Here is a 21,980-nt window from a genome sequence, read left to right as displayed (position 1 = left end):
GATTATAAAAAACCAGCAAGCCGGATTATGGTGCTATAGCTGTGGCGGCATGGCGCGCGTGTTCCTCGCGCATATACAGGGAAAATTGCGTCAGCGCCATCGGCCTGGAGAAAAAGTAGCCTTGCTGAAAGAACACCTGTTTATCCAGCAAATACGCCTTTTGCCGCGCGTTTTCCACACCTTCGGCAATCAGCTTCATATCCAGCTTCACCGCCAGATCGATAACCACGTCCACGATAATCCGGGAAGTGGTCTCCTCTTCAATCATCGCCACGAAGGATTGATCGATCTTCAGGAAATCGATATTCATCTTGCTCAGATAGGACAGGCCGGAATATCCCGTGCCGAAGTCGTCGATGGCAATCGCCACCCCGAGTTGTTGCAGCTCGGCCAGCACGGCCAGCGTCGTATCGTTGACGTCGATAAATTGCCGTTCCGTCAGCTCCAGTACCAGCCGGATATTTTTATCCTGCACCGTCTGCAAAAAAGTCCGGCAATCTTCCACAATCTGCCGGTCGGCAAGATGGTTAGCCGAGATATTGATGGCGACATGCAGCCTCTCCCGCCAATGCACCGCGCTATCGGCAATCACCGTAGCTACCTGCTGCATAAGCTGACGCGTTAAGGGAATGATGAGGCCCGACTCTTCGGCCAGCGGGATAAATACCTCGGGAGAAACAAATCCGTCCGTGGGATGCCGCCAGCGCGTGAGGATCTCCACGCCGGCGCAACGATCGTTGGCCACATTCATCACCGGCTGGAAATAGGGTTCAAACTCATTACGCTTCAGCGCCAGGGCCATATTGGTGCGAATGGACGTGGTAGCCGCCAGCCAGTTGCGGATAAGCAGCGACATGACCAGGCAAACCACCACTGAAAACAGGATTATGACGGCATACGTATCGACCATATAGTCAAAAAACTGACGTTGGGTAATGGCGATGCTCAACGCAAAAGGAAAATCCCGCGAAACCCGGTTGACGGCGATAAACCCGGTTTGCAGCTTGTCAGATGGGATCAGCCGCCCATCAGGCGACAGGGATTGATTCTTTATGCTCAGGAAAATCCGGTTATTGGATCCCACCGCATCCATCATATAATGCATATATTGCGTATCAATGACCACGCTGACGCCGTCATTGCCGCGATGCTTGCGCAACACGATGACAGCAATGCCGGGAAACAGGAGCGTGCCGGCGCGCAGCTCGATTTCCGGCGTCAGATCGCGCATTTCCGCTGCGTATTTGCGCGGCTTCATATTGGGCGGCGCCGGCACCGGGGAGCAATACACCAGGCCTTGATGATCCAGGATAACGGTGCGCACCAGCGAATGGCGCATGTTGATCATGCGTAATCGATCGACGATCTCCGCGCAAGGTCGGTTCAATAACATGATGGCTTCATCGGCCGTTGCGTCGGCGTCGTTTAATAACGTGTCGACAAAGGCCAGCGTACTGCCTATCTCATGATCGGCGCGGGATTTCAACGTCTGGTAAGCAAAAAAACTAATGAGAGAAACGGAAAAAATAAAAAAGCACAAGGGAATGATTACCCAAAAGAGCATGCGATACTTGTTGGCGATTTTTGCTATGATCCTGCTTTTCAGGCTGATAGGCATTGTGCGTTCCCTACTCCTCGGCACATCCCCGGGGGAGATGCAATCCCGCGTATTCGCCTCTGCGAAACTGTGGTAACTGGTTTGAGTATACACCCAGTTAATTATTTCACTCCTAATGCTTCGGGCAGGGAGGCGATATCACAGGAGCAGCTTGCCAGGGATTATACGGACGGCCAGGCTGGCCGGCAAGCGGACAACGCCGGGCACAAGGCGCAGACAGAAAGTATCTTGCACGATGAATAATATAAATTAAAATAATTAGCTTTATGCTTATATATATAATGATTTTTTTAGCGGGACGCATTTTCTCATTGACCGAATCTGTTAACTGATTTACTATCGATTAAAATAATATTATATAATAAAAACCTGCATTTCAATGTATTAAATATATCCCAGATCATTAACTAAACTCAGCTAAAATGATGAGATTCATATGCTTCTTACTGCAAATTCAATCAGGAAAAATGAACACAATCTTATCATTAAAAACATTAGCGATACTATTTTTCGTGAATTTCGCTTTCCGGCGCAAACCCGGTTTGCCTACGCCGTGATTAACAAAAGATACCCGAAGCCGCCGGTTATCTACTCCAACTATCCGGAAAAATGGATAGAAAAATATATCAATATGACATTATATAAATACGATCCCGTTGTCTTATTGGCGCGAAAAAGCATCATGCCCTTCGTGTGGGATGACAAAACGCCATTATTCAATAGTAGCGCCTATAGTAAAATTTTCTCGGCCGCGAAAGAATATAATATCCTCAGCGGTTATACTTTCCCACTGCACGATCATGAAAATAATCTGGCAACCTTAACCCTGTACGCGGAGGAAGAATGCGCGCTTCTCAAACAGCGCATCGAGGAGCATAAAAGAAATATCCAGCTGCTGCTGCTCTCCGTCCATGAGCAATTTATGCTCATACATCCCTATCATGCGCTGCCTGAGAGAGATGAAAGAACGTTAACCACCCGGGAAACCGAAGTCCTTCGCTGGGCAAGCCTCGGGAAAACCTATGGCGAGATTGCCATCATCATGGGCATAACGGAGAGTACCGTTAAATTCCATATCAGTAATGTCATTGTAAAACTTGGCGTAGTGAATGCCAAACACGCCATTAAAAAGGCATCTGACCTGCAACTGTTGAATACCCATGAATAATTGCGGCGGCGTCAAGGCAGCGGGCAATGACTGGCGCCGTCATCATCGGGAAATCGTTATGAATAATGGCGGTGGACATTGTCATGCCATGGTTACAGACCCATCCCGACCGTTACCTATTATCATCTTATTTAATTGAAACGACATTGACAATAAAACACTTAAAATAAACCCTGGCATGACCCATGATGCACCTAAGCGCTCAAAGATAAATAGGCCATTTTTTCAGATAACTTCCCTCACAATAATAATGACGGCGTATATATTTGATCAACGCGTCCTGGCTGTCTTCACCGATGCCGAGACGCAGCAAATATACCGGCTCTTTTTTTTCCGATAATCCGGTACTCTCGATCGCTATATTCCAGCCGCTCCGCTTAAGAATGGTATACATTGATTTACTGCATACCGTCATTATTGCCTGCTTACCAAGCATTCGGGCATAATTCACCATCCCCAGGAACAGCAAATGGCAAAACGGCAGCTTTGTCTCGGCAAGGTCCTTTACCCGCCCTTTATCAACAAAAAAGCGGCTGGACTCAATCAAGGCACCGTCTTCAGGCGCCTGATAATTAAAAAAATCCTTAAAAGGGCCCGTAATCATATTCGGCTGGTCCATGGTTATGAAACGCACGCTGCAGACGATTTCACCGCCATAGCATCCTAATAAATAATGGGTGTGTTCATTATCATAGCCGTCAAATTCCCGGTCACCGACGCAGGTGACCTGCCAGTCCAGGCGATCCTTGAAGGTTTTTTTACGCAGCAGATATAATTCATCGAGTTTATCATTGATAATATCCTGGTACTTAACACTAATTAAATTAAACATAGTCCACCCTTTTATGATTATATATTAATGCTCTTTGATTTAACTTAATACAAAGTTAATTTATGGTATCAGTTAAGAAAAGCCCTAACAACCTGTACTAAAGTACAGGCAATAACTGTACTTAATACTAGCTTTTTACCCGTATCGATAACGTGTAATGTCTTTGCAACCGGTTATTTTTTATAACAGTAATTAGCATAATTAATAGTTACAAGAGGGTGTATGGGCAATCGTTTTTGTGTCATCCTTAACCAAGGAAATAATATCTTAACCATCACATCACGTCCGCACGGAAAAATACATCGGTTAAGGCAAGGCCAATTATTTATCGGTGACGGCACACCCTATAAGACGTATAATCAGGGAGATGAATCATGGCATATTATCGGCCATATCGACAACCTGCCGCTGCTAAATTACTTATTATTCAATTATTACCCCTCCGGCGCCGATCCGATCAGCGAAGAGATCATCAGCCTGGCGGTGAAGCGCCACGGCATGAGCATCATTGCGCTGCTGAAAGGTGATTTTTGCATTATCCATGAAGACGCGGAAGGTAACCTTACGCTGGTGTCAGAAGAGGAAGACGAGTGGTGCGCGCCGGCGGGCGCTGATACCATCGCGGGATCCGCCGCGATAAACGATGAAGGCCCCTGCACGCCGGCGGGCGCGTATTCGTTCTACAGCGCGAACGGCAACACAAACCATTGCGACGCCGTGCCGGCATGCCTGAGTCCCGCGGGCGAATATTTGGGGCAGCGCCGTATATGCGTCACACGCTGGCGCGAGCACAATTTACATTTTATCCGCAGCTTCCGCAGCCGCGTGGACCCGGGCAGCAGGAGTGTTAACAGCGACAATCCGCCTGATGCCAAGGGTTATTTTTTCTAGACCTTGATCATTATTACTCTCTTATTTTTTTGAATAAAAACCCGGGTAATTTTATTAATTTATAGCATGGTAATTTAGCCAATTGGAACATATCCATTAATTTTAAATAAATATTAATGCACCTGTTGGCATTTTTATGATTATTTATAATTGAGATTAAAATAATCGCTCGAAATTTTTATATTCGACAAATCCGTAAAATCAACTAGGCTTAGGTTTAAATAGGTATGCTTATTATTTAAAAGGAGAGAAAGATGGCTGATTTTGATCAATATACCATGCGTAATCCCGTGACCCAATATACCCGGGAGGACTTTCCTGAACAACGCCAGGACGCGCCTGGACTACAATCCGACATGACCCCGGTTCCTGATTGCGGTGAGCAAACCTATCGCGGCAGCGGCCGCCTGGCCGGACGCAAGGCCTTGGTTACCGGCGCTGATTCCGGCATCGGACGCGCCGTGGCCATCGCCTATGCCCGGGAAGGGGCGGATATCGCCCTGGCATATCATCCCGATGAACATAAAGACGCCGAGCAGGTAGCGGAACTGATTAAGGAAGCGGGACGCAAAGTATTTATGCTGCCCGGTGATTTAAGCGACGAGTCGGTAAATGTCAAAGTGGTGGAAGATGCGTACAACCAACTGGGCGGGCTGGATATCCTGGCGCTGGTGGCCGGGAAACAAACGGCGGTGGAGGATATTGCCGATCTGACGACCGAACAGTTCCGCAAAACGTTTGAAACCAATGTCTTTTCACTGTTCTGGATGACCAAGGCGGCGTTGCCGTACCTGCCCGCCGGCGCGTCCATCATTACCACCTCGTCCATCCAGGCCTACCAGCCCAGTCCGTCGTTACTGGATTACGCGGCCACCAAAGCCGCCATCCTGAACTTTACCCGCGGACTGGCTAAACAGGTCGCCGCCAAAGGCATCAGGGTTAACTGCGTGGCGCCCGGCCCCATTTGGACCGTATTGCAGGTGTCCGGCGGACAGCCCACCGAAAAGCTGCCTTCATTCGGCACGCAGACCCCGCTTGGCCGTGCCGGTCAACCCGCCGAACTGGCGCCCATCTATGTCTATCTGGCTTCGCAGGAATCCAGCTACGTCACGGCCGAAGTCCACGGCGTCACCGGCGGCAATCACTTAAGCTAACCGTTCCATGGCGGGCCAGGCCCGCCAGCACCGGCTCAAAGCCGCCGAATTCACAGCAGCCTAGCGCTTGCCGCCGGATTCCGCCCCAACCAACCCCACCTTGAAGTACCCTCCCTGGCGCAGGTTATCCATTACCGACATCAAGGTCTCGTAATCAACGCTTTTATCAGCCTGGAAAAAAATCGTGGTGTCTTTATTGCCCTGGGTCAGCGTATCCAGCGACGTCGCCAGGTTAGCCGGTGTAACGGGTTGATCACCGAGGAACAACTGCTTATCCCCTTTTACCGACAGGTAAACCGGCTTTTCCGGACGCGGCTGCGGGGCCGCGGTGGAGTTGGGCAAATCCACCCGGATATCCACCGTTGCCAGCGGGGCGGCCACCATAAAAATAATCAACAACACCAACATCACGTCGATAAACGGCGTCACGTTGATATCGTGCATCTCCCCGTCGCCGTCAATGTCTTCATTCAAGTGCATTGCCATCGCTTAACCTATCCGAAACTTTGCCACGGCATGCGCGCTTTGACGCCCGGCGCTGGCGGCCAGATCCAAATCACGGCCCAATAACAGGAGAACCTGCGCGGCGCAATCTCCCACCATGGCTTTATAGCCGGCGATAGTGCGCGCAAAAATATTATAGATAACCACGGCGGGGATAGCGGCGAACAGACCGATGGCCGTGGCCAGCAGCGCCTCGGCAATGCCCGGCGCCACTACCGCCAGGTTAGTGGTCTGGGTATGGGCGATGCCGATAAAACTGTTCATGATGCCCCAAACGGTCCCGAATAAACCGATAAACGGCGAAATGGCGCCGATGGTGGCCAGAAAACCGTTGCCTTTACCCATCGCGCGGCTGGTGGCCGCGACGCTGCGTTCCAGCCGGAAGGCGACACGCTCTTTAATGCCGTTGCTGTCGTTAGACTCGGCGGAGAGATCCAGCTCATTTTGCGTCATGGCCAGCAGCCGGCCGGCGACGCTGGCTTCTTTAAATGCCGCCGCGGCCGAAAAAGCCTCGTCCAGGCTCTTCACCTCCGCAAGCGACGCCATCTCGCGGCGCAGCCGGCGTTTCGCCGACGACAGTTCGGCGCTTTTACCAAAAAACAACGCCCAGGTGATGATGGAGGCAATCAGCAGCCCAATCATCACGGTCTTGACCACCACATCGGCATGCTGATACATACCCCATACCGACAGATCCATCTGCGGCAGCAACCGCTGGCCGGAGGCGTCGACAGGTATCGCCTGCGGCAACCTTTGCGGCGCGGCGACGGCGGCGGTTCCCATCGGCGCGGGGGCGGTATCCGGCGCGGCGGCGGCGGCCGGCCCTGTCAGGCCAAATACCATAAGCGTCGCGACGGACATGCCACGCAACACTGCGGATAATGAATAAGCACGTCGCTGCGCCCTTTGGGACAGGACCTGGACCCGTTGTAAAACAGCCATTTTCACGCTGCGCCTCCACCTAAAACTTTGCTAAAAAATAATCCAGCCAGAATGATAGCAAACAGAACGGGAATTGATAGTGGTTCTCATTATTATTTGTATCAACCATTCTTGCGCCACCGACAACCCGCGATAAAATTTATCCTGCGCTCATCAACCTAATAACACCTCGCCGTGGAAAATAACGTTATTAACACTTCGGTTAAAGAACCGTTCAGTTCCCGTACGCGCGGGTTACGGCGGCGGCGGCGCTTATGCCGGATCCCTCTTTTTAAATCAAAATTAATATTATTATAAATCGTTTCAGCCCGGCCAAAACGCCTGCCGCCGCGGCGTATTCATGTTAACGTAGCACAGCGAACACCAGCGTCATTGCGCCGGTGGACCCTTCAGTACAGACAATCAGTTAAAGGCGTAGCGTGGATAATGAAGGCTAAGAAAATCGAGACGGCGTTGATTACCGCCGGCAGGGATAAAAAATATACCCAAGGGTCGGTCAATGCGGTTATCCAGCGGGCCTCGTCGTTGGTCTTTGACTCGGTCCAGGCGAAAAAAAAAGCCACCGCCGGACGTGCCCAGGGCGAGCTGTTCTATGGCCGGCGCGGAACGCTGACCCATTTTTCCCTGCAGCAGGCCATGGTGGAACTGGAAGGCGGGGCGGGATGCGCCCTATACCCCTGCGGCGCGGCGGCAGTGACCAATGCCATTCTCTCGTTCGTCTCGGCGGGCGACCATATCCTGGTTACCGGCTCAGTCTATGAGCCGACCACGGATTTTTGCCGCCATATCCTGGGCAAGCTGAATGTCGCCACCACCTGGTTCGATCCGCTGATAGGCGCCGGGATCGCCGCCTTAATCCAGGAAAACACGCGGGTGGTATTCCTGGAATCGCCGGGGTCCATCACCATGGAAGTACAGGATATCCCGGCGATCGTGAAAGCTGTTCGCGCGATCAACCCCGATATCGTGATTATGCTGGATAATACCTGGGCGGCGGGCATTTTGTTGCCGGCTCTGGAACTGGGCGTGGATATTTCCATCCAGGCCGGCACCAAATATATTATCGGTCACTCCGACGCCATGCTCGGCACGGCGGTCGCCAACGACCGCTGCTGGGATCAGTTGCGCGAACAATCGTATTTGATGGGCCAGATGGTGGATGCCGATAGCGCGTATATGGCCGCGCGCGGCCTGCGCACCCTGGGCGTGCGTCTTAAGCAACACGCCGAGAACGGCATGCGGGTAGCCTCCTGGCTGGCTGGCCGGCCGGAAGTGGCGGTGGTCAACCATCCGGCGTTGCCCAGCTGTAAAGGCCATGCGTTTTTTGTCCGTGATTTTACCGGCGCGAGTGGACTGTTCTCTTTTGTGCTGAAAGCGCGTCTGAGCCAGGCGCAACTGGAGTATTATCTCGATCACTTCATCCATTTCAGCATGGCTTATTCATGGGGTGGTTTTGAATCGCTGATCCTGGCCAACCAGCCCGAGGACATCGCGGCTATCCGCCCCGCCGGCGGAGTCGACTTTACCGGCACCCTGGTCAGGCTACATATCGGCCTGGAAAATACCGATGACCTTATCGCCGATCTTGCCGCCGGTTTCGCCAGGATTGAGGAAGCGTCTCATCGCGCATACCCGGGATCAGGTCTAAAATAGTTAATAAATATTGTCTGATTGCGTACGCGATCGAGGACAGACAGGGATGTTAACGTTAAGCTGCCAATAAAATGAGATAAGCAGGTAGAGATGAGCGTATTACATGAGATTATCCGCGCGCTTTGGCAACAGGATTTCGCCGCCCTGGCAAATCCGCGGGTAATCGGGATAGTTTACTGTGTGATGTTCGCCACCCTATTCCTGGAAAACGGATTGCTGCCGGCCTCGTTTTTACCCGGCGATAGCCTGTTGCTGCTATCGGGCGCCATGGTGGCGAAGGGGGTGATGGCGTTTATACCCACCCTTATCATCCTTACCGTGGCGGCAAGCCTTGGCTGCTGGTTCAGTTATCTGCAGGGCCGCTGGCTCGGGGATACCCGTATTGTCCGCGGCTGGCTGCTGCACCTGCCCGCCCATTACCATCAGCGCGCCTACGCGATGTTCAATCGCCATGGCCTGATGGCGCTGCTGGTCGGCCGTTTCCTGGCGTTTATCCGCACGCTGTTGCCCACCATGGCGGGAATTTCCGGCTTAAGCAGCACCCGTTTCCAGCTGTTTAACTGGTTAAGCGCCCTGATATGGGTCGGCACGCTGCTGACGCTGGGATTCGCCATCAGCCATGTGCCCTTGGTAAAACACCATGAAGACCAGGTGATGATGATCCTGATGGTGCTGCCGCTGGTATTGCTGTGCAGCGGGCTGGTAGGCACGCTGGTGCTGCTGCTGCGCAAACGCAAGGTCAAGGATGCCGCCTAGCCCCCTTTTTCTCCCCCCGGCGGGGGTTATATCTGCAACGCCGGGTTATGTCCCGGCACGCGCACGCGCGCCACGTCTTCCCGGGGCGAGATACCGAAATAACGTTTAAACTCCCGGCTGAACTGCGAGGGGCTTTCATACCCCACCTGCATGGCCGCGGTACCGGCGTTCAGTCCGTCATGCAGCATCAGGATGCGCGCCTTATGCAGCCGGTAGGTTTTCAGGTATTGCAAAGGCGAAGTGCTGGTCACCGCTTTGAAATTATGATGGAACGCCGACAGGCTCATATTGACGTCCGCCGCCAGTTGCTCGATGGTCAGGTTATCGGCAAACTGCCGTTCAATTTTTTTCAGGATCTTGGCGATCTGGTTAAAATGCGATTGCCGGTTCGCCAGGGCGTACAGCGCGTCGCCGCATTCGCCCTGCAGCAGGTAATACAGAATTTCGCGCACCACGGCCTGCCCCAGCACCCGCGCGTCCAACGGCTTATCCATAATATCCAGCAGGCGTTCGGCGGCACAAAATAATTCTTCGGTCAGCGGCGCGGCGTTAATGCCGCTTGACCGGGGGGTAACCGGCCTGAACTGCGCATCGTCCCCCATATCGATAATCAAATCCTGCAGCATCAGGGTATCGACGCCAATAAACAATCCCACCAGCGGCTCTTCCCGCGAGGCGAACGTCTCGCATTCGAACGGCAGCGGCACGCTCAGCAGCAGATATTGGCTGGCGTCGTAAACAAAGGTTTTGCCGCCGAGATAACCGGTTTTACGGCCCTGGAACAGGATAATGATGCCCGGCTCGTACATTACCGGGGTGCGGGCATAATAGGCGTCGGCATGCAGCAGCTTCACATGGGGAATGGTCACGGCCTTGTTCTCCCGCAACAATTGCATGGCGCGCAGCGACAAACGGGTACAGAGGGATTGATTTTGCGTCATGGCAAGGTTCTCTTGTTTGTACGATCCTACAGGTATAGTGCCTTTTTTTACTCCTTTTCTATAGTCTTTTGGAGAAACAGGCAAATAGCGGACAGGAATAAGCATTGAGTCCCAGCCGTGGGATGATCACAATGGAGGGGTACTCACGCCACGCAACACCGCAATTTCTACTAGAATAACTGATCTCGCAACGAGAGATCCCTGCCGGCCTGAACGGGACCGGCGCATGGAAAGTAAGGAGAAATGATGTCGACGCAACCTACAGTAAAATTTCATGATGGACGTACCATGCCACAGCTCGGGCTGGGCGTTTGGCAGGCCAGCAACGAAGAAGTCCTGAAGGCGGTGCAGGAAGCGCTGAAAGTCGGTTACCGCTCTATCGACACCGCGGCCATTTACAAGAACGAGACCGGCGTCGGCGAAGCGCTGCAGGCGGCCGCATTGCCCCGTGAACAGCTGTTTATCACCACCAAGCTGTGGAACGCCGATCAGACGGTGGCGCCTAAGGCGCTGGAAGAAAGCCTGAAGAAGCTACAGCTTGATTATGTCGATCTGTATCTGATGCACTGGCCGGTACCCTCGCAGGATACTTATGTCCAGGCCTGGCGCGATATGGTCAAGCTGAAGGAGGAGGGACTGGCAAAAAGCATTGGCGTTTGTAATTTCCATGCTCCTCATTTGCAGCGCCTGCTGGATGAAACCGGGGTTACGCCGGTGATTAACCAAATCGAACTGCATCCGTTGCTGCAACAGCGCGAACTGCGCCAATGGAACGCCGCCCACGATATCCTGACCGAATCCTGGAGCCCGTTGGCCCAGGGCGGGGAAGGCGTTTTTGACCAGGCAATTATCCGCAAGCTTGCGGAAAAATACGGTAAAAGCCCGGCGCAGATCGTGATCCGCTGGCATCTCGACTCCGGCCTGGTGGTGATACCGAAATCGGTAACGCCGTCGCGTATCAAAGAGAACTTCGCGGTGCTGGACTTCAAGCTGCAGCAGGACGAGTTGGACGCCATTGCCCAACTGGACTGCGGTAAACGACTGGGGCCAAATCCGGATACGTTTGTGAAACCCTGATAAGCGCCGGTGGGCATGACTGGCCTGGTCATATTCTCTCCGGGTCCCGCCGGGATCCGGGGGGGCTTACATTGCCGTGAGCCGCCGCAGTCGTATGGCCGGGCCGGCAATTTAGCCGGGACTGACGGTAAACTGGCCGGCGCAGCCGCGATCGGCCATTTCCAGCGTCTGGCTATAATACAGGAACGGGAAATGGTCGCCGGCCACCTGCGGAAACCAGACCATCAACTCCACATCGCCGTCGACCCATACCGTATCCTTCCAGCCGCGGTCTTCCGGCAAGGGCGAATTGCCATTGACCCGCTTGATCAAAAACGCCACGCCCTGGATATGGAATGACTGCGCCGTCTCGGCGTGGATGATCCAGCGCTCAAAGCTGCCTTGCAGCGCCCGGAAATCGGTGCGGTTCATATCCCACATGGCGCCGTTGATTTCAGGCTGGCTGCCCCCGAGATGAAACTCCCGCGTGCGGGTGATATTGCCGTCGATCACCTGGTCCGACAGCAGCCGCATCGGCAGGTTATCGGTGACCAGCGGCAGCAGGCCGGTGGGTTTGAGCGTCAGCACAATGGTTGAGATCAGGATCGACGAGGGTTCAAAAAAACCGCGCACCCGATCCATAATGCCCGCCGCCGCGCCGGCGGTGATCGCCACTTCTTCGCCTTTCGACATATCAATCAGGATTTCGCGCCGCTCGCCGGGGGCAAGCGAGAGTTGGCTTACCGGCACCGGGGCCGGTAAAAACCCCTGATCGCCGGCCACCACCTGCATGGTGCGTCCGTCGCTCAGCTGCAGCTGGTAGCGCCTGGCGTTCGAGGCGTTAAGCAGCCGCAGGCGCACCCAGCCCCGGGAAACCTCCACGAACGGACTCTGGGCGCCATTGGCCAGCAGGGTGTCGCCGAAAAAACCGCCGTTGGCCGGCGGGTTATAGACCGGGGTGCCAAAGTTATCCAGGCGCTTATCCTGGATGATGACCGGGAAATCGTCCACGCCGTAATGATTAGGCAGAGGTGAGGACTTACTGACTTCATCTTCCACCAGCCAAAGCCCCGCCAGGCCGTTATAGATATGCGGCGCCATGCGGTTGGGGGTGTTGGCGTGATACCAGCAGGTGCCGGCCGGCTGGCGGATGGGGATAACCGGCGACCAGTCGACGCTGGCCGACATCATGCGCGGGGCGCCGCCCATCAGCGAGCCGGGCACTTGCAGGCCGCTGACCGTCATGGAAACCGGTTCGTTAAGACGATTGTTATAGATGAGCTTAACGTCGTCGCCGTTGTATACCCGTACCGTCGGGCCAAGGTAGCCGCCGTTGATACCCCAGGTGGCGGCGCGCCTGCCGGGCATAAACTCCCAGTGCGCCCGTTGCAGCGTCAGGAACAGCGGCTGTCCCCGGCGCGATTCCAGCAACGGCGGAATGGGCAAGGCGGTCGGTTGCCCGGCGGCCCGCGCCCTCAGCGGCAGCGCGCCGGCGCATAACGCAATCCCCGATGCCTGGATAAACTGACGCCTGTTGAATGACATAGCCGTTACCCGGCCTTTTGCGGCGCCGGACGCCCTTCGCGCTGGGCCACTTCCGCATCCAGCTCCGCCAGTTTGGCCGCCATGATATCGCGGCAGTGCGCGGCCAGTTCGCGCACCTGATCGCGCCCATAAGGCGTGATATCCACCGGCGGCAGAATTTCCACGATCACCAGGCCGTTGTTCCAGCGGTTCAGCCTGATCTTACCGTTGGACGTATTGGAGACGCAAATCGGCACCACCGGCACCCCGGCGGCGATGGCCGCGTGGAACGCGCCCATTTTAAACGGCAGCAGCCCGCGGCCCCGGCTGCGGGTGCCCTCCGGGAACATCCAGATGGATATGTTTTTTTTCTTTATCTGCTTAACGATTTCAGCAATGGTGCCGTGGGCGCGCGAACGGTTTTCGCGATCGATAAGCAGATTGCCCGTCAGCCAGTAAAGCTGGCCGAAAAAGGGAATCCACAGCAGGCTTTTTTTACCCACCGTCACCGTGCGCGGCTGCACCATGCTCGCGGCGGTCACCATGTCATAATTATTTTGATGATTGGCGATATAGATGCAGTTTTGCCGGGTCACCAGCGTTTGGGGGTAACGCAGTTCGACCTTCAGGCCGAGGATGGGAGCCATTCGCCCGAACATCCGGCCGAAAGTGGCGACATGACGTGGGTTTCTCGGGCTGAACAGACAATAAATCAAGCCAAATACGCAAATACAAATAGAAAGCAGCACCACCACAATGGTACGAATAATCGCTAGCATATTAACCTCTTAACCATCAGCCGCCGCTAGTATACCGGCTTCATGACAAAATACACGGTTATTCCCCGTACGGCGCTGATAACATTTAAGTCAAACCGCGGCCGGCTGACCTCAACGCCGCCGGGGGCCCGGCGGAAAAGCGCGGGCCCAACGGCCGGACCGCTACTGGTCCGGCAGCGCGGCCTGGCCAGGATCGGCCGCGGCCAGCGGGTCGTCTATCTCAATGCGGTCGATACGCTGCAGGCCGCGGGGCAGTAGCGTTCCTTTCCGTCCCCGTTCGGCGCGATATTTTTGCAAGTCCTCCGGTCGCAGGGTTAATTTGCGTTTGCCGACATATAGCGTAGCCGATCCCTTGGTGGACAACAGCAGCATCCAGACCAGGCGATCTTTGCCGGCGGCCGCGTCGGCCGCGGCAATCGAGACAATTTTATTGCCTTTGCCCTTGGTAAGCTGCGGGAGATCGCTTACCGGGAACAGCAGCAGCCGTCCCGCCTCGGTAATCACCATCAGCAATTGCTCGATCTCATCATTCACCCAGAGCGGCGGCATGACCCGGGCGTTTTCCGGCAGGGTCAGCATCACCTTGCCGGCGCGGTTGCGGGCCACCAGATCGTCGAAGGTGCAGACGAACCCGTATCCGGCATCGGAGGCCAGCAGCAGTTTCTGCTGGTCGGTGCCGGTCAGCATCTGCTCGACGGTAGCGCCGGGCGGCAGCGTCAGCTTGCCGGTTAACGGCTCTCCCTGCCCTCTGGCCGATGGCAGCACGGACGGCTCCAGCGCGTAGCTGCGCCCCGTGGAATCGATAAACACCACCGGCTGGTTGCTTTTGCCGCGGGCGGCGGAAAGGAAGTTGTCGCCGGATTTATAGTTCAGCGCGCTGGGATCGATATCGTGCCCCTTGGCGCTGCGCACCCATCCCATGGTGGACAGGATGATGGTCACCGGTTCCGACGGCGTCAATTCGTTTTCGCTCAGCGCCCTGGCCTCGCCGCGCTCAACCAGCGGCGAGCGGCGGGGATCGCCGTAGGCGGCGATGTCCGCCTCGATCTCTTTCTTCAGCAGATTGCTCAGCTTGCGCTCGGAGGCCAGGATGCCCTGCAGCTTTTCGCGCTCTTTTTCCAGCTCCGCCTGCTCACCGCGGATTTTCATCTCTTCGAGTTTAGCCAAATGGCGCAACTTTAATTCCAGGATGGCGTCGGCCTGGGTCTCGCTGAGCGCAAAGCGCTGCATCAATTGCTGTTTCGGCTCATCCTCGGTGCGGATGATATGGATGACCTCATCCAGGTTAAGGTAGGCCACCAGCAGCCCCTGCAGGATATGCAGGCGGCGCAGCACTTTTTCCAGCCGGTAGTTCAGGCGGCGGCGCACCGTGTCGCGGCGATACACCAGCCATTCGGTGAGGATTTCCAGCAGGTTCTTGACCGCCGGACGGGCGTCAAGACCAATCATGTTCATGTTGATGCGGTAGCTGCGCTCCAGATCGGTGGTGGCGAACAGATGATGCATCACCGCCTCCAGGTCGACCCGGTTGGAACGCGGCACCACCACCAGACGGGTGGGATTTTCATGATCCGACTCGTCGCGCAGATCCTCCACCATCGGCAGCTTCTTCGCCCGCATCTGGGCGGCGATTTGTTCCAGCACCTTGGCGCCGGACACCTGGTGCGGCAGCGCGGTAATCACCGCCTCGCCGTCCTCGATTTTCCACAGGGCGCGCATGCGCACCGATCCGCGTCCGCTTTGGTAGATTTTGCGGATATCCTCGCGCGGGGTAATGATTTCCGCCTCGGTGGGATAATCAGGCCCCTTGACATGGTCCAGCAACTGCTCAAGGGTGGTTTTCGGATTGTCCAGCAGCGCGATAATCGCGGCGCCGACCTCGCTGACATTATGCGGCGGGATATCCGTGGCCATGCCGACGGCGATGCCGGTGGTGCCGTTAAGCAGGATATTGGGCAGCCGCGCCGGCAGGGTTTTCGGCTCCTGCAGCGTGCCGTCGAAATTAGGGGCGTAATCCACGGTGCCCTGGCCGAGCTCGCCGAGCAGCAGCTCGGCGTATTTGGACAGCCGGGACTCGGTGTAACGCATGGCGGCGAAAGACTTGGGATCGTCCGGCGCCCCCCAGTTGCCCTGGCCGTCCACCAGCGGATAACGATAGGAAAACGGCTGCGCCATCAGCACCATGGCTTCATAGCAGGCGCTGTCGCCGTGGGGATGATATTTACCCAGCACATCGCCTACGGTACGGGCCGACTTTTTATATTTGGCGTTGGCGTTTAGCCCCAGCTCCGACATGGCATAGACAATACGGCGCTGTACCGGCTTGAGGCCGTCGCCGATAAACGGCAGCGCGCGATCCATGATGACGTACATGGAATAGTTAAGGTAGGCATTCTCGGTAAATGTATGCAGCGCCAGGCTTTCCGCGCCGTCATGAGCCAAATCACTCATTGATTGTTGTTTCCTCTCACCGCGGTATGGTCTGGGTGGCTAGCCATACCCTTTGGTTTGGTGGTAATAGTCCATGATACTACCCTATCCGGCCCCCGGCTGTCACAGGGCTTGATGGCGCGGCTTTATTGCGCCGCGGACAAAAATGTTGTGCGTCAGGCGCCCTGTTTCATTTTGTCCGCGCGGGCTACACTGCCGTTCAATCTATTTAAGGCAGGATAAAATGAAAAACGTCTTTATTATTAACGCAGGTAAAAAATTCGCCCACTCCGAGGGCGCCTTAAACAACACCATGGCCGACGTGGCCGCCACGTTCCTGACGGAGGCTGGCCTGAACACCCGCGTGACGGTGGTGGACCAGGGTTACGACAGTGAACGCGAGGTGGACAATTATCTTTGGGCGGACGCGGTCATTTACCAGATGCCCGGCTGGTGGATGGGGCAGCCCTGGATCCTGAAAAAATATATCGACGAGGTTTTTACCGTCGGTTACGGACGCCTGTATGCCAGTGACGGGCGCACGCGTTCGGACAGCACGAAAAAATACGGGTCCGGCGGCCTGATTCAAGGGAAAGGCTATATGCTGTCGCTGACCTGGAACGCCCCGCTTGAGGCCTTCACGGACCCGGATCAGTTTTTCGAGGGCGTGGGCGTGGACGGGGTTTACCTGCCGTTCCATAAAGCCAACCAGTTCCTCGGCATGTCGATGCTGCCGACCTTTATCTGTAACGATGTCATAAAACAACCGCAAATTGAGCGGGATATCATAAAATATCGCGAGCATCTCGGCCGCGTCTTTGGTTAACTAGTGTCGACCCGAACTACCCATCCAAAAACTGAGGAATCGATGATCACGGTAATTGCAGAAATCAAAGTGAAACCGGGACGAAGAGAAGCGGTTTTAGCCGCCATCCAGGCACTCCGGCCCAACGTTCTGGCGGAAGACGGTTGCAGCGAATATACCTTGCTCACCGACTATAAGGCGCAGGTGCCCTGGCGCAAAACCGCCCCCGACTCCATTTTCATGCTGGAGCAGTGGAAAAGCATCCGTCATCTCGAGCAGCACCAGCAGGCGCAGCATATGGACGATCACCGCGCTCATATCCGCAACGACGTCATGGACGTGACTTTCCATATTCTGGAAAGACGCACCGATTGATTTTTGCCGGGCAGCCCCGCGCGGCTGTCACCGATAATACCAGGCCGGCAGTGACCTGCGATGCGGGGCAACTGCCGGATTATCTCCTCGCCGGTCCATCAATGTTTGCCCTCTGCCCCGCCCATGGGGGATTCAAGGGCGTCAGCGCGTCGGCAGGGATAAAGATCAAGACCGTTTTTATGTAGCTTATGCTTTTTCCGTTATTGCCAAAACACCCCTGTTGATGAAATATTCCGTCATTATGGAATAACGGTCCTTTATGGCGTGTCGGAAAAAATCCCCGTGCTCATGTCTACACCCAGGCCCAAAGAGACGTCCCGCCTGGAAATGCGTCATATTTCCATTGCCTTCGCCGGTTTCAGGGCATTGGACCAGGTCGACTTCACCCTAGAAGGCGGCTCGGTGCACGCGTTGATCGGCGCTAACGGCGCCGGCAAATCCACACTGATGGCCATCCTGTCCGGCACCCACGCCCATTACCAGGGCGAGATCCTGATAGACGGCGAACCGGTGGATCTGCGCTCGCCGCGCCAGGCCAAGCTGCAGGGGATCCATCTGGTGCAGCAGGAAGTGGATGTGGCGCTGGTGCCGACGCTGACGGTGGGGGAAAATATCATGCTGGACAGGCTGGCGGAACGCGGCCAGCTGTGCCACTGGCCCCGGCTCTACCGGCAGGCGCAGGCGCTGCTCACGCAGCTGGAGGTCAATCTTGACGTGCGCCTGCCCGTCGGCCGTTGCACGCTGGCGGAAAAACAGCACATCCTGCTGGCGCGGGCGTTGTCCCACCGCTGCCGTTTCCTGATCCTCGACGAGCCCACCGCGCCGCTCGATCTTGCCGAAAGCGAGCGGCTGTTTGCGGTGACCCGACGTTTGCAGGCGGAAGGCATCGGCGTGGTGTTTATTTCCCACCGCATCCACGAACTGGCGCAAATCTGCGATAGGTTAACGGTACTGCGCGACGGCAGGCGGGTCGGCGACGGCCCCATGGCCGGTTTGACCAGCGCGCATATCATTGAAAAAATGCTCGGCCATCCCCTGGACGCTATTTTCCCGCCGCCGCGTCCGTCCGCCGCCAGCCCGATCCTGCTGCGGGTAGAGGGACTGCACGATGAAAGCCTGCTGCGCGATATTTCCCTTTCGCTTCGCCGGGGTGAAATCCTGGGGATAGCGGGCCTGGCCGGCGCCGGTAAAACCGAGCTGTGCAAGGCGTTGTTCGGCGCCTCGGCCGCCGGCGTCGCCCACGGCGAACTGAACGGTAAACCCTGGCGCCCGACGACGCCTTATGACGCGGTAAGGCGGGGGCTGGCCCTGGTGCCGGAGGAACGGCGCAAAGAGGGCATCTTTATCCACGAAAATATCCCCATGAATCTGAGCGTCTGCGCAGACGCTACGTTTACCCGCTGGGGCTGGTTCAGCGCCGGCCGGGCGCGGCGCTTCGCGCAGCAGGTGGTGGATCGCCTGGGCATTCGCGCCAGCGGACTGGATCAACAATTGCTGCGCCTGTCGGGCGGCAACCAGCAAAAAGTGGCCATCGGCAAATGGCTGCGCGGCCACGCCGAGGTGCTGATCTTCGACGAACCGACCAAAGGCGTGGATATCAAGGCCAGGCAGGATCTGTTTGTGCTGATCGACGGCCTGGCGCGCCAGGGCAAGGGCATTATCTATGCCTCGGGCGAGTTTTCCGAACTGCTGGGCCTGTGCGATCGGATTTGCGTGATGTGGGACGGCCGTATCGTGGCGCAGCTGGACGCGCGCGCCACGGATGAGGAAACCCTGTTGTTATATTCAACCGGAGGTACGCTCCCGTGAGCAACGATCTGTTCGTAAAGGCTGGCGCGCTGCCCTGGCGCCACCGTTTGTTTGAATTTTTATACCGTTGGGGGATGCTGCTGACGGTAGTGGCGCTGGTGGCGCTGTTCGGCCTGGCCTCGGATAACTTTCTCGATCCCAATAATATCGTCAATATCCTGCGCTCCATCGCCATTGTCACCGTGATCGCCATCGGCGTCTCCCTGTCGCTGGCGGTGGGTGGTTTCGACCTGTCGGTGGGGTCGACCGCGTCGCTTGCCAACGCGCTGGTGATGTCGATGTTTGTCTGGCATGGCCTGGATACCACGCAGGCGATAGTGCTGACCCTGGCCGCCTGTACGCTGGTGGGACTGTTCAACGCCTTTCTGATCGTGGTGCTGAAAATCCCCGATATGCTGGCGACCCTGGGATCGCTGTTTGTGGTGCAGGGCGTCGCGATGACCTACAGCTTCGGCGGCTCCATCACGCAAAATATGGTGCTGCCGGGGGGCGATATGGCGGAAGGCGAGATACCGGCGGTGTTTTCCACCCTGGGCCAGGTGCCGGTCATCGTGATTATCATGCTGGCGGTCACGGTGGTGGTGCAGCTCGGTTTATCCCTGACCAAGCACGGGCGCCGGATGTACGCCATCGGCGGCAATCCGGAAGCGGCGCGGCTGGCCGGCATCCGTACCGCACGTTACCGCATCCTCGCCTATGTCATCTCGTCGTGGCTTGCCGCGCTGGGCGGTATTTTACTGGCCTCGCGCATCGGGTCTTCCCAGGTAAACGCCGGAGGCGGCTACCTGATGGACGCGGTGGCCGCGGCGTATATTGGCTTTTCCCTGGCGGGGTCCGGCAAACCCAACGCCTTGGGCACGCTGGTGGGCGCGGTGATCCTGGGCGTATTGCAAAACGGCCTGGTCATGATGTCGGTACCCTACTATGCGATGGATATCATCAAGGGCCTGGTGCTGGCCGCGGCGCTGGCCATCACCTATATCCAGCGCCGCTGACGCAAGGTGGTGTTGCCGTCGCGCGCCGGGCGGACCGGCGGCATAACCCTATTAATGTAAGTGTTTCTATCAGATTCCCGCAGCATTCTATCAAAAACGGAATATTCCTCCCGACGCGGGTCGCGTAATACGTGGCCCATGCGCGACTTTGCCCCGCCGCTCCGGCCATACTTCGGTTGCCTGAATAAAAGTATAGGCAGGTCATTTTTTCAACATCACCGGAGACGAAATGCTACGTTTGTTCAAACCCGCCGCCCACCAGCCCCGCGTACCCGATCAACGGGTTGATCCCCTTTACCGCCGCCTGCGCCGGCAGCTGTTTTTAGGTATTTTTTTCGGCTACGCCGCGTATTATCTGGTGCGTAAAAATTTTGCGCTGGCGATGCCTTACCTGGTTGAGCAAGGCTATAGCCATGGCGACCTGGGCGTTGCCTTCTCAGCCATTTCCATTGCCTACGGCATATCCAAATTCGTCATGGGTTCGGTGTCGGATCGGTCCAATCCCCGGGTATTCCTGCCGGCCGGGCTGTTACTGGCCGCCGCGGTGATGCTGTTTATGGGGCTCGTGCCCTGGGCGACCTCCAGCATCGCCATTATGTTCGCGCTGCTGTTTGCCTGCGGCTGGTTCCAGGGCATGGGCTGGCCCCCGTGCGGGCGCGTCATGGTGCATTGGTGGTCCCATAAGGAGCGCGGGACCATCGTCTCGGTATGGAATTGCGCCCACAACGTGGGCGGCGGCATTCCGCCGCTGCTGCTGCTGCTGGGCATGATTTGGTTTAACGACTGGCACAGCGCCCTGTATATGCCGGCCGTGGCCGCCATCGTCGTGGCGGTGGTCGCCTACGCGCTGATGCGCGACACGCCCCAGTCCTGCGGGCTGCCGCCGATAGAGGAATACAAAAACGACTACCCGCCGGAATATGATAAACACGCCGCCGAACAGGAGCTGACCACCCGGCAGATCCTGCAAAAATATGTCTTCCCCAATAAGCTGCTGTGGTATATCGCCCTGGCCAACGTGTTTATTTACCTGCTGCGCTACGGCATTCTCGACTGGTCGCCGACCTACCTTAAGGAGGTAAAGCACTTCACGCTGGATAAATCCTCCTGGACCTATTTCTGTTATGAATATGCCGGTATTCCCGGCACGCTGCTGTGCGGCTGGATGTCCGATAAAGTTTTCAGGGGCAATCGCGGCGCCACCGGGATGTTTTTCATGGTGCTGGTCACGCTCGCAACGGTAGTGTACTGGCTTAATCCGGTGGGCAATCCCGGCGTGGATATGCTGTGCATGCTGATGATTGGCTTCCTGATTTACGGTCCGGTGATGCTGATAGGGCTGCACGCCCTGGAGCTGGCGCCGAAAAAAGCCGCCGGCACCGCCGCCGGTTTTACCGGCCTGTTCGGCTATCTTGGCGGCTCGGTGGCGGCCAGCTCCGTGGTCGGCTATACGGTGGACTATTTCGGCTGGGACGGCGGATTTATGATAATGATCGGCGGCTGCGTCCTGGCCGTGCTGTTGCTGGCGCTGACCATGTTCGGTGAAAAACAGCACCGCCGGCAGCAGGCGGCGGCGAACGCCTGACCGGCATCACTTCTGCGCGGCGTAGTCCGATGATACGCCGCGTTTTTATCCCCTGGGTGGCCCACCGCACGCCAATCATCCCCAAACACACGAAATGGCATAACATCTGCCAAAAAGTCATAACGGAAAACATTTCTTATTACGCGCGCGCTGGCTATGATGC

General features: G+C 56.3%; 19 protein-coding genes. 11 read left to right on the top strand and 8 right to left on the bottom strand.

Annotated elements, in window-relative coordinates:
• Positions 1-25: 25 nt before the first annotated feature.
• A complete protein-coding gene (locus ACL2XF_RS24295; protein ID WP_413727646.1) occupies positions 26-1,618 on the bottom strand; it encodes an EAL domain-containing protein in 1,593 nt (530 codons plus the stop codon).
• Positions 1,619-2,054: 436 nt separating this feature from the next.
• Here ACL2XF_RS24295 and ACL2XF_RS24290 point away from each other — a divergent pair, with 436 nt between their 5' ends.
• Complete coding sequence (locus tag ACL2XF_RS24290; protein ID WP_410013460.1) at positions 2,055-2,786, top strand: helix-turn-helix transcriptional regulator; 732 nt, start codon at positions 2,055-2,057, stop codon at positions 2,784-2,786.
• A 202-nt stretch (positions 2,787-2,988) separates the two neighbouring features.
• Here ACL2XF_RS24290 and ACL2XF_RS24285 read toward each other — a convergent pair whose 3' ends face one another.
• Positions 2,989-3,618 carry an acyl-homoserine-lactone synthase gene (locus ACL2XF_RS24285; protein WP_410013459.1) on the bottom strand — a complete coding sequence of 210 codons (630 nt, stop codon included), beginning with the start codon at positions 3,616-3,618 and terminating at the stop codon, positions 2,989-2,991.
• A gap of 222 nt (positions 3,619-3,840) precedes the next feature.
• Here ACL2XF_RS24285 and ACL2XF_RS24280 point away from each other — a divergent pair, with 222 nt between their 5' ends.
• Positions 3,841-4,509: a carbapenam-3-carboxylate synthase domain-containing protein gene (locus tag ACL2XF_RS24280; protein WP_413727645.1), complete on the top strand. Its 669-nt coding sequence runs from the start codon at positions 3,841-3,843 to the stop codon at positions 4,507-4,509.
• Positions 4,510-4,763: 254 nt separating this feature from the next.
• A complete protein-coding gene (locus ACL2XF_RS24275; protein WP_410013457.1) occupies positions 4,764-5,663 on the top strand; it encodes an SDR family oxidoreductase in 900 nt (299 codons plus the stop codon).
• A gap of 60 nt (positions 5,664-5,723) precedes the next feature.
• Here ACL2XF_RS24275 and exbD read toward each other — a convergent pair whose 3' ends face one another.
• Positions 5,724-6,149, bottom strand: a complete 426-nt coding sequence (gene exbD / locus ACL2XF_RS24270; protein ID WP_410013456.1) for a TonB system transport protein ExbD — start codon at positions 6,147-6,149, stop codon at positions 5,724-5,726.
• A 3-nt stretch (positions 6,150-6,152) separates the two neighbouring features.
• The gene (gene exbB, locus ACL2XF_RS24265) at positions 6,153-7,109 is read right to left on the bottom strand and encodes a tol-pal system-associated acyl-CoA thioesterase (RefSeq protein WP_410013455.1); all 957 of its coding nucleotides are present in this window, start codon (positions 7,107-7,109) and stop codon (positions 6,153-6,155) included.
• A gap of 426 nt (positions 7,110-7,535) precedes the next feature.
• Here exbB and metC point away from each other — a divergent pair, with 426 nt between their 5' ends.
• A complete protein-coding gene (gene metC, locus ACL2XF_RS24260; RefSeq protein WP_410013454.1) occupies positions 7,536-8,762 on the top strand; it encodes a cystathionine beta-lyase in 1,227 nt (408 codons plus the stop codon).
• Between the two features lie 90 nt (positions 8,763-8,852).
• Positions 8,853-9,518: a DedA family protein gene (locus ACL2XF_RS24255; protein ID WP_410013453.1), complete on the top strand. Its 666-nt coding sequence runs from the start codon at positions 8,853-8,855 to the stop codon at positions 9,516-9,518.
• Positions 9,519-9,544: 26 nt separating this feature from the next.
• Here the strand turns inward: ACL2XF_RS24255 and ACL2XF_RS24250 are convergent, their stop codons facing one another.
• The gene (locus ACL2XF_RS24250; protein ID WP_410016727.1) at positions 9,545-10,414 is read right to left on the bottom strand and encodes an AraC family transcriptional regulator N-terminal domain-containing protein; all 870 of its coding nucleotides are present in this window, start codon (positions 10,412-10,414) and stop codon (positions 9,545-9,547) included.
• Positions 10,415-10,705: 291 nt separating this feature from the next.
• On the opposite strand from ACL2XF_RS24250, the gene dkgA reads away from it, so the two are divergent.
• Entirely contained in the window at positions 10,706-11,536 is an 831-nt protein-coding gene (gene dkgA / locus ACL2XF_RS24245; protein WP_410016726.1) for a 2,5-didehydrogluconate reductase DkgA, read from the top strand.
• Between the two features lie 111 nt (positions 11,537-11,647).
• Here the strand turns inward: dkgA and ftsP are convergent, their stop codons facing one another.
• The 3 genes from ftsP to parC all read right to left on the bottom strand — a co-directional run bounded on the left by ftsP (position 11,648) and on the right by parC (position 16,269).
• Positions 11,648-13,060 (bottom strand): cell division protein FtsP, encoded by a 1,413-nt coding sequence (gene ftsP, locus ACL2XF_RS24240; protein ID WP_413727644.1) that lies wholly within the window; start codon positions 13,058-13,060, stop codon positions 11,648-11,650.
• A gap of 5 nt (positions 13,061-13,065) precedes the next feature.
• Positions 13,066-13,818 (bottom strand): 1-acylglycerol-3-phosphate O-acyltransferase, encoded by a 753-nt coding sequence (locus ACL2XF_RS24235; RefSeq protein ID WP_410013451.1) that lies wholly within the window; start codon positions 13,816-13,818, stop codon positions 13,066-13,068.
• A 162-nt stretch (positions 13,819-13,980) separates the two neighbouring features.
• Positions 13,981-16,269 carry a DNA topoisomerase IV subunit A gene (parC, locus tag ACL2XF_RS24230; protein WP_410013450.1) on the bottom strand — a complete coding sequence of 763 codons (2,289 nt, stop codon included), beginning with the start codon at positions 16,267-16,269 and terminating at the stop codon, positions 13,981-13,983.
• A gap of 223 nt (positions 16,270-16,492) precedes the next feature.
• On the opposite strand from parC, the gene ACL2XF_RS24225 reads away from it, so the two are divergent.
• The 5 genes from ACL2XF_RS24225 to glpT all read left to right on the top strand — a co-directional run bounded on the left by ACL2XF_RS24225 (position 16,493) and on the right by glpT (position 21,817).
• Positions 16,493-17,074, top strand: a complete 582-nt coding sequence (locus tag ACL2XF_RS24225; protein WP_410013449.1) for an NAD(P)H-dependent oxidoreductase — start codon at positions 16,493-16,495, stop codon at positions 17,072-17,074.
• Between the two features lie 42 nt (positions 17,075-17,116).
• Positions 17,117-17,428, top strand: coding sequence for a putative quinol monooxygenase (locus ACL2XF_RS24220; protein WP_162366350.1), 312 nt, complete (start codon positions 17,117-17,119; stop codon positions 17,426-17,428).
• Positions 17,429-17,716: 288 nt separating this feature from the next.
• Positions 17,717-19,237: a sugar ABC transporter ATP-binding protein gene (locus tag ACL2XF_RS24215; protein WP_413727643.1), complete on the top strand. Its 1,521-nt coding sequence runs from the start codon at positions 17,717-17,719 to the stop codon at positions 19,235-19,237.
• 8 nt (positions 19,238-19,245) lie between these two features.
• Entirely contained in the window at positions 19,246-20,232 is a 987-nt protein-coding gene (locus ACL2XF_RS24210; protein ID WP_413728854.1) for an ABC transporter permease, read from the top strand.
• 229 nt (positions 20,233-20,461) lie between these two features.
• Positions 20,462-21,817: a glycerol-3-phosphate transporter gene (glpT, locus tag ACL2XF_RS24205; RefSeq protein WP_410013447.1), complete on the top strand. Its 1,356-nt coding sequence runs from the start codon at positions 20,462-20,464 to the stop codon at positions 21,815-21,817.
• The last annotated feature ends 163 nt before the right edge of the window (positions 21,818-21,980 follow it).

The sequence above is a fragment of the Sodalis sp. RH19 genome (assembly GCF_047324215.1).
In the GTDB taxonomy this organism is placed as follows: Bacteria; Pseudomonadota; Gammaproteobacteria; order Enterobacterales; family Enterobacteriaceae; genus Acerihabitans.
This window is presented reverse-complemented; position numbering and strand designations above follow the sequence as displayed.

Coding starts and splice junctions, on each gene's coding strand:
- ACL2XF_RS24295 (WP_413727646.1), bottom strand. CDS start 1,618: ATGCCTATCAGCCTGAAAAGCAGGATCATAGCAAAAATCGCCAACAAG.
- ACL2XF_RS24290 (WP_410013460.1), top strand. CDS start 2,055: ATGCTTCTTACTGCAAATTCAATCAGGAAAAATGAACACAATCTTATC.
- ACL2XF_RS24285 (WP_410013459.1), bottom strand. CDS start 3,618: ATGTTTAATTTAATTAGTGTTAAGTACCAGGATATTATCAATGATAAA.
- ACL2XF_RS24280 (WP_413727645.1), top strand. CDS start 3,841: ATGGGCAATCGTTTTTGTGTCATCCTTAACCAAGGAAATAATATCTTA.
- ACL2XF_RS24275 (WP_410013457.1), top strand. CDS start 4,764: ATGGCTGATTTTGATCAATATACCATGCGTAATCCCGTGACCCAATAT.
- exbD (WP_410013456.1), bottom strand. CDS start 6,149: ATGGCAATGCACTTGAATGAAGACATTGACGGCGACGGGGAGATGCAC.
- exbB (WP_410013455.1), bottom strand. CDS start 7,109: ATGGCTGTTTTACAACGGGTCCAGGTCCTGTCCCAAAGGGCGCAGCGA.
- metC (WP_410013454.1), top strand. CDS start 7,536: ATGAAGGCTAAGAAAATCGAGACGGCGTTGATTACCGCCGGCAGGGAT.
- ACL2XF_RS24255 (WP_410013453.1), top strand. CDS start 8,853: ATGAGCGTATTACATGAGATTATCCGCGCGCTTTGGCAACAGGATTTC.
- ACL2XF_RS24250 (WP_410016727.1), bottom strand. CDS start 10,414: ATGCAATTGTTGCGGGAGAACAAGGCCGTGACCATTCCCCATGTGAAG.
- dkgA (WP_410016726.1), top strand. CDS start 10,706: ATGTCGACGCAACCTACAGTAAAATTTCATGATGGACGTACCATGCCA.
- ftsP (WP_413727644.1), bottom strand. CDS start 13,060: ATGTCATTCAACAGGCGTCAGTTTATCCAGGCATCGGGGATTGCGTTA.
- ACL2XF_RS24235 (WP_410013451.1), bottom strand. CDS start 13,818: ATGCTAGCGATTATTCGTACCATTGTGGTGGTGCTGCTTTCTATTTGT.
- parC (WP_410013450.1), bottom strand. CDS start 16,269: ATGAGTGATTTGGCTCATGACGGCGCGGAAAGCCTGGCGCTGCATACA.
- ACL2XF_RS24225 (WP_410013449.1), top strand. CDS start 16,493: ATGAAAAACGTCTTTATTATTAACGCAGGTAAAAAATTCGCCCACTCC.
- ACL2XF_RS24220 (WP_162366350.1), top strand. CDS start 17,117: ATGATCACGGTAATTGCAGAAATCAAAGTGAAACCGGGACGAAGAGAA.
- ACL2XF_RS24215 (WP_413727643.1), top strand. CDS start 17,717: ATGTCTACACCCAGGCCCAAAGAGACGTCCCGCCTGGAAATGCGTCAT.
- glpT (WP_410013447.1), top strand. CDS start 20,462: ATGCTACGTTTGTTCAAACCCGCCGCCCACCAGCCCCGCGTACCCGAT.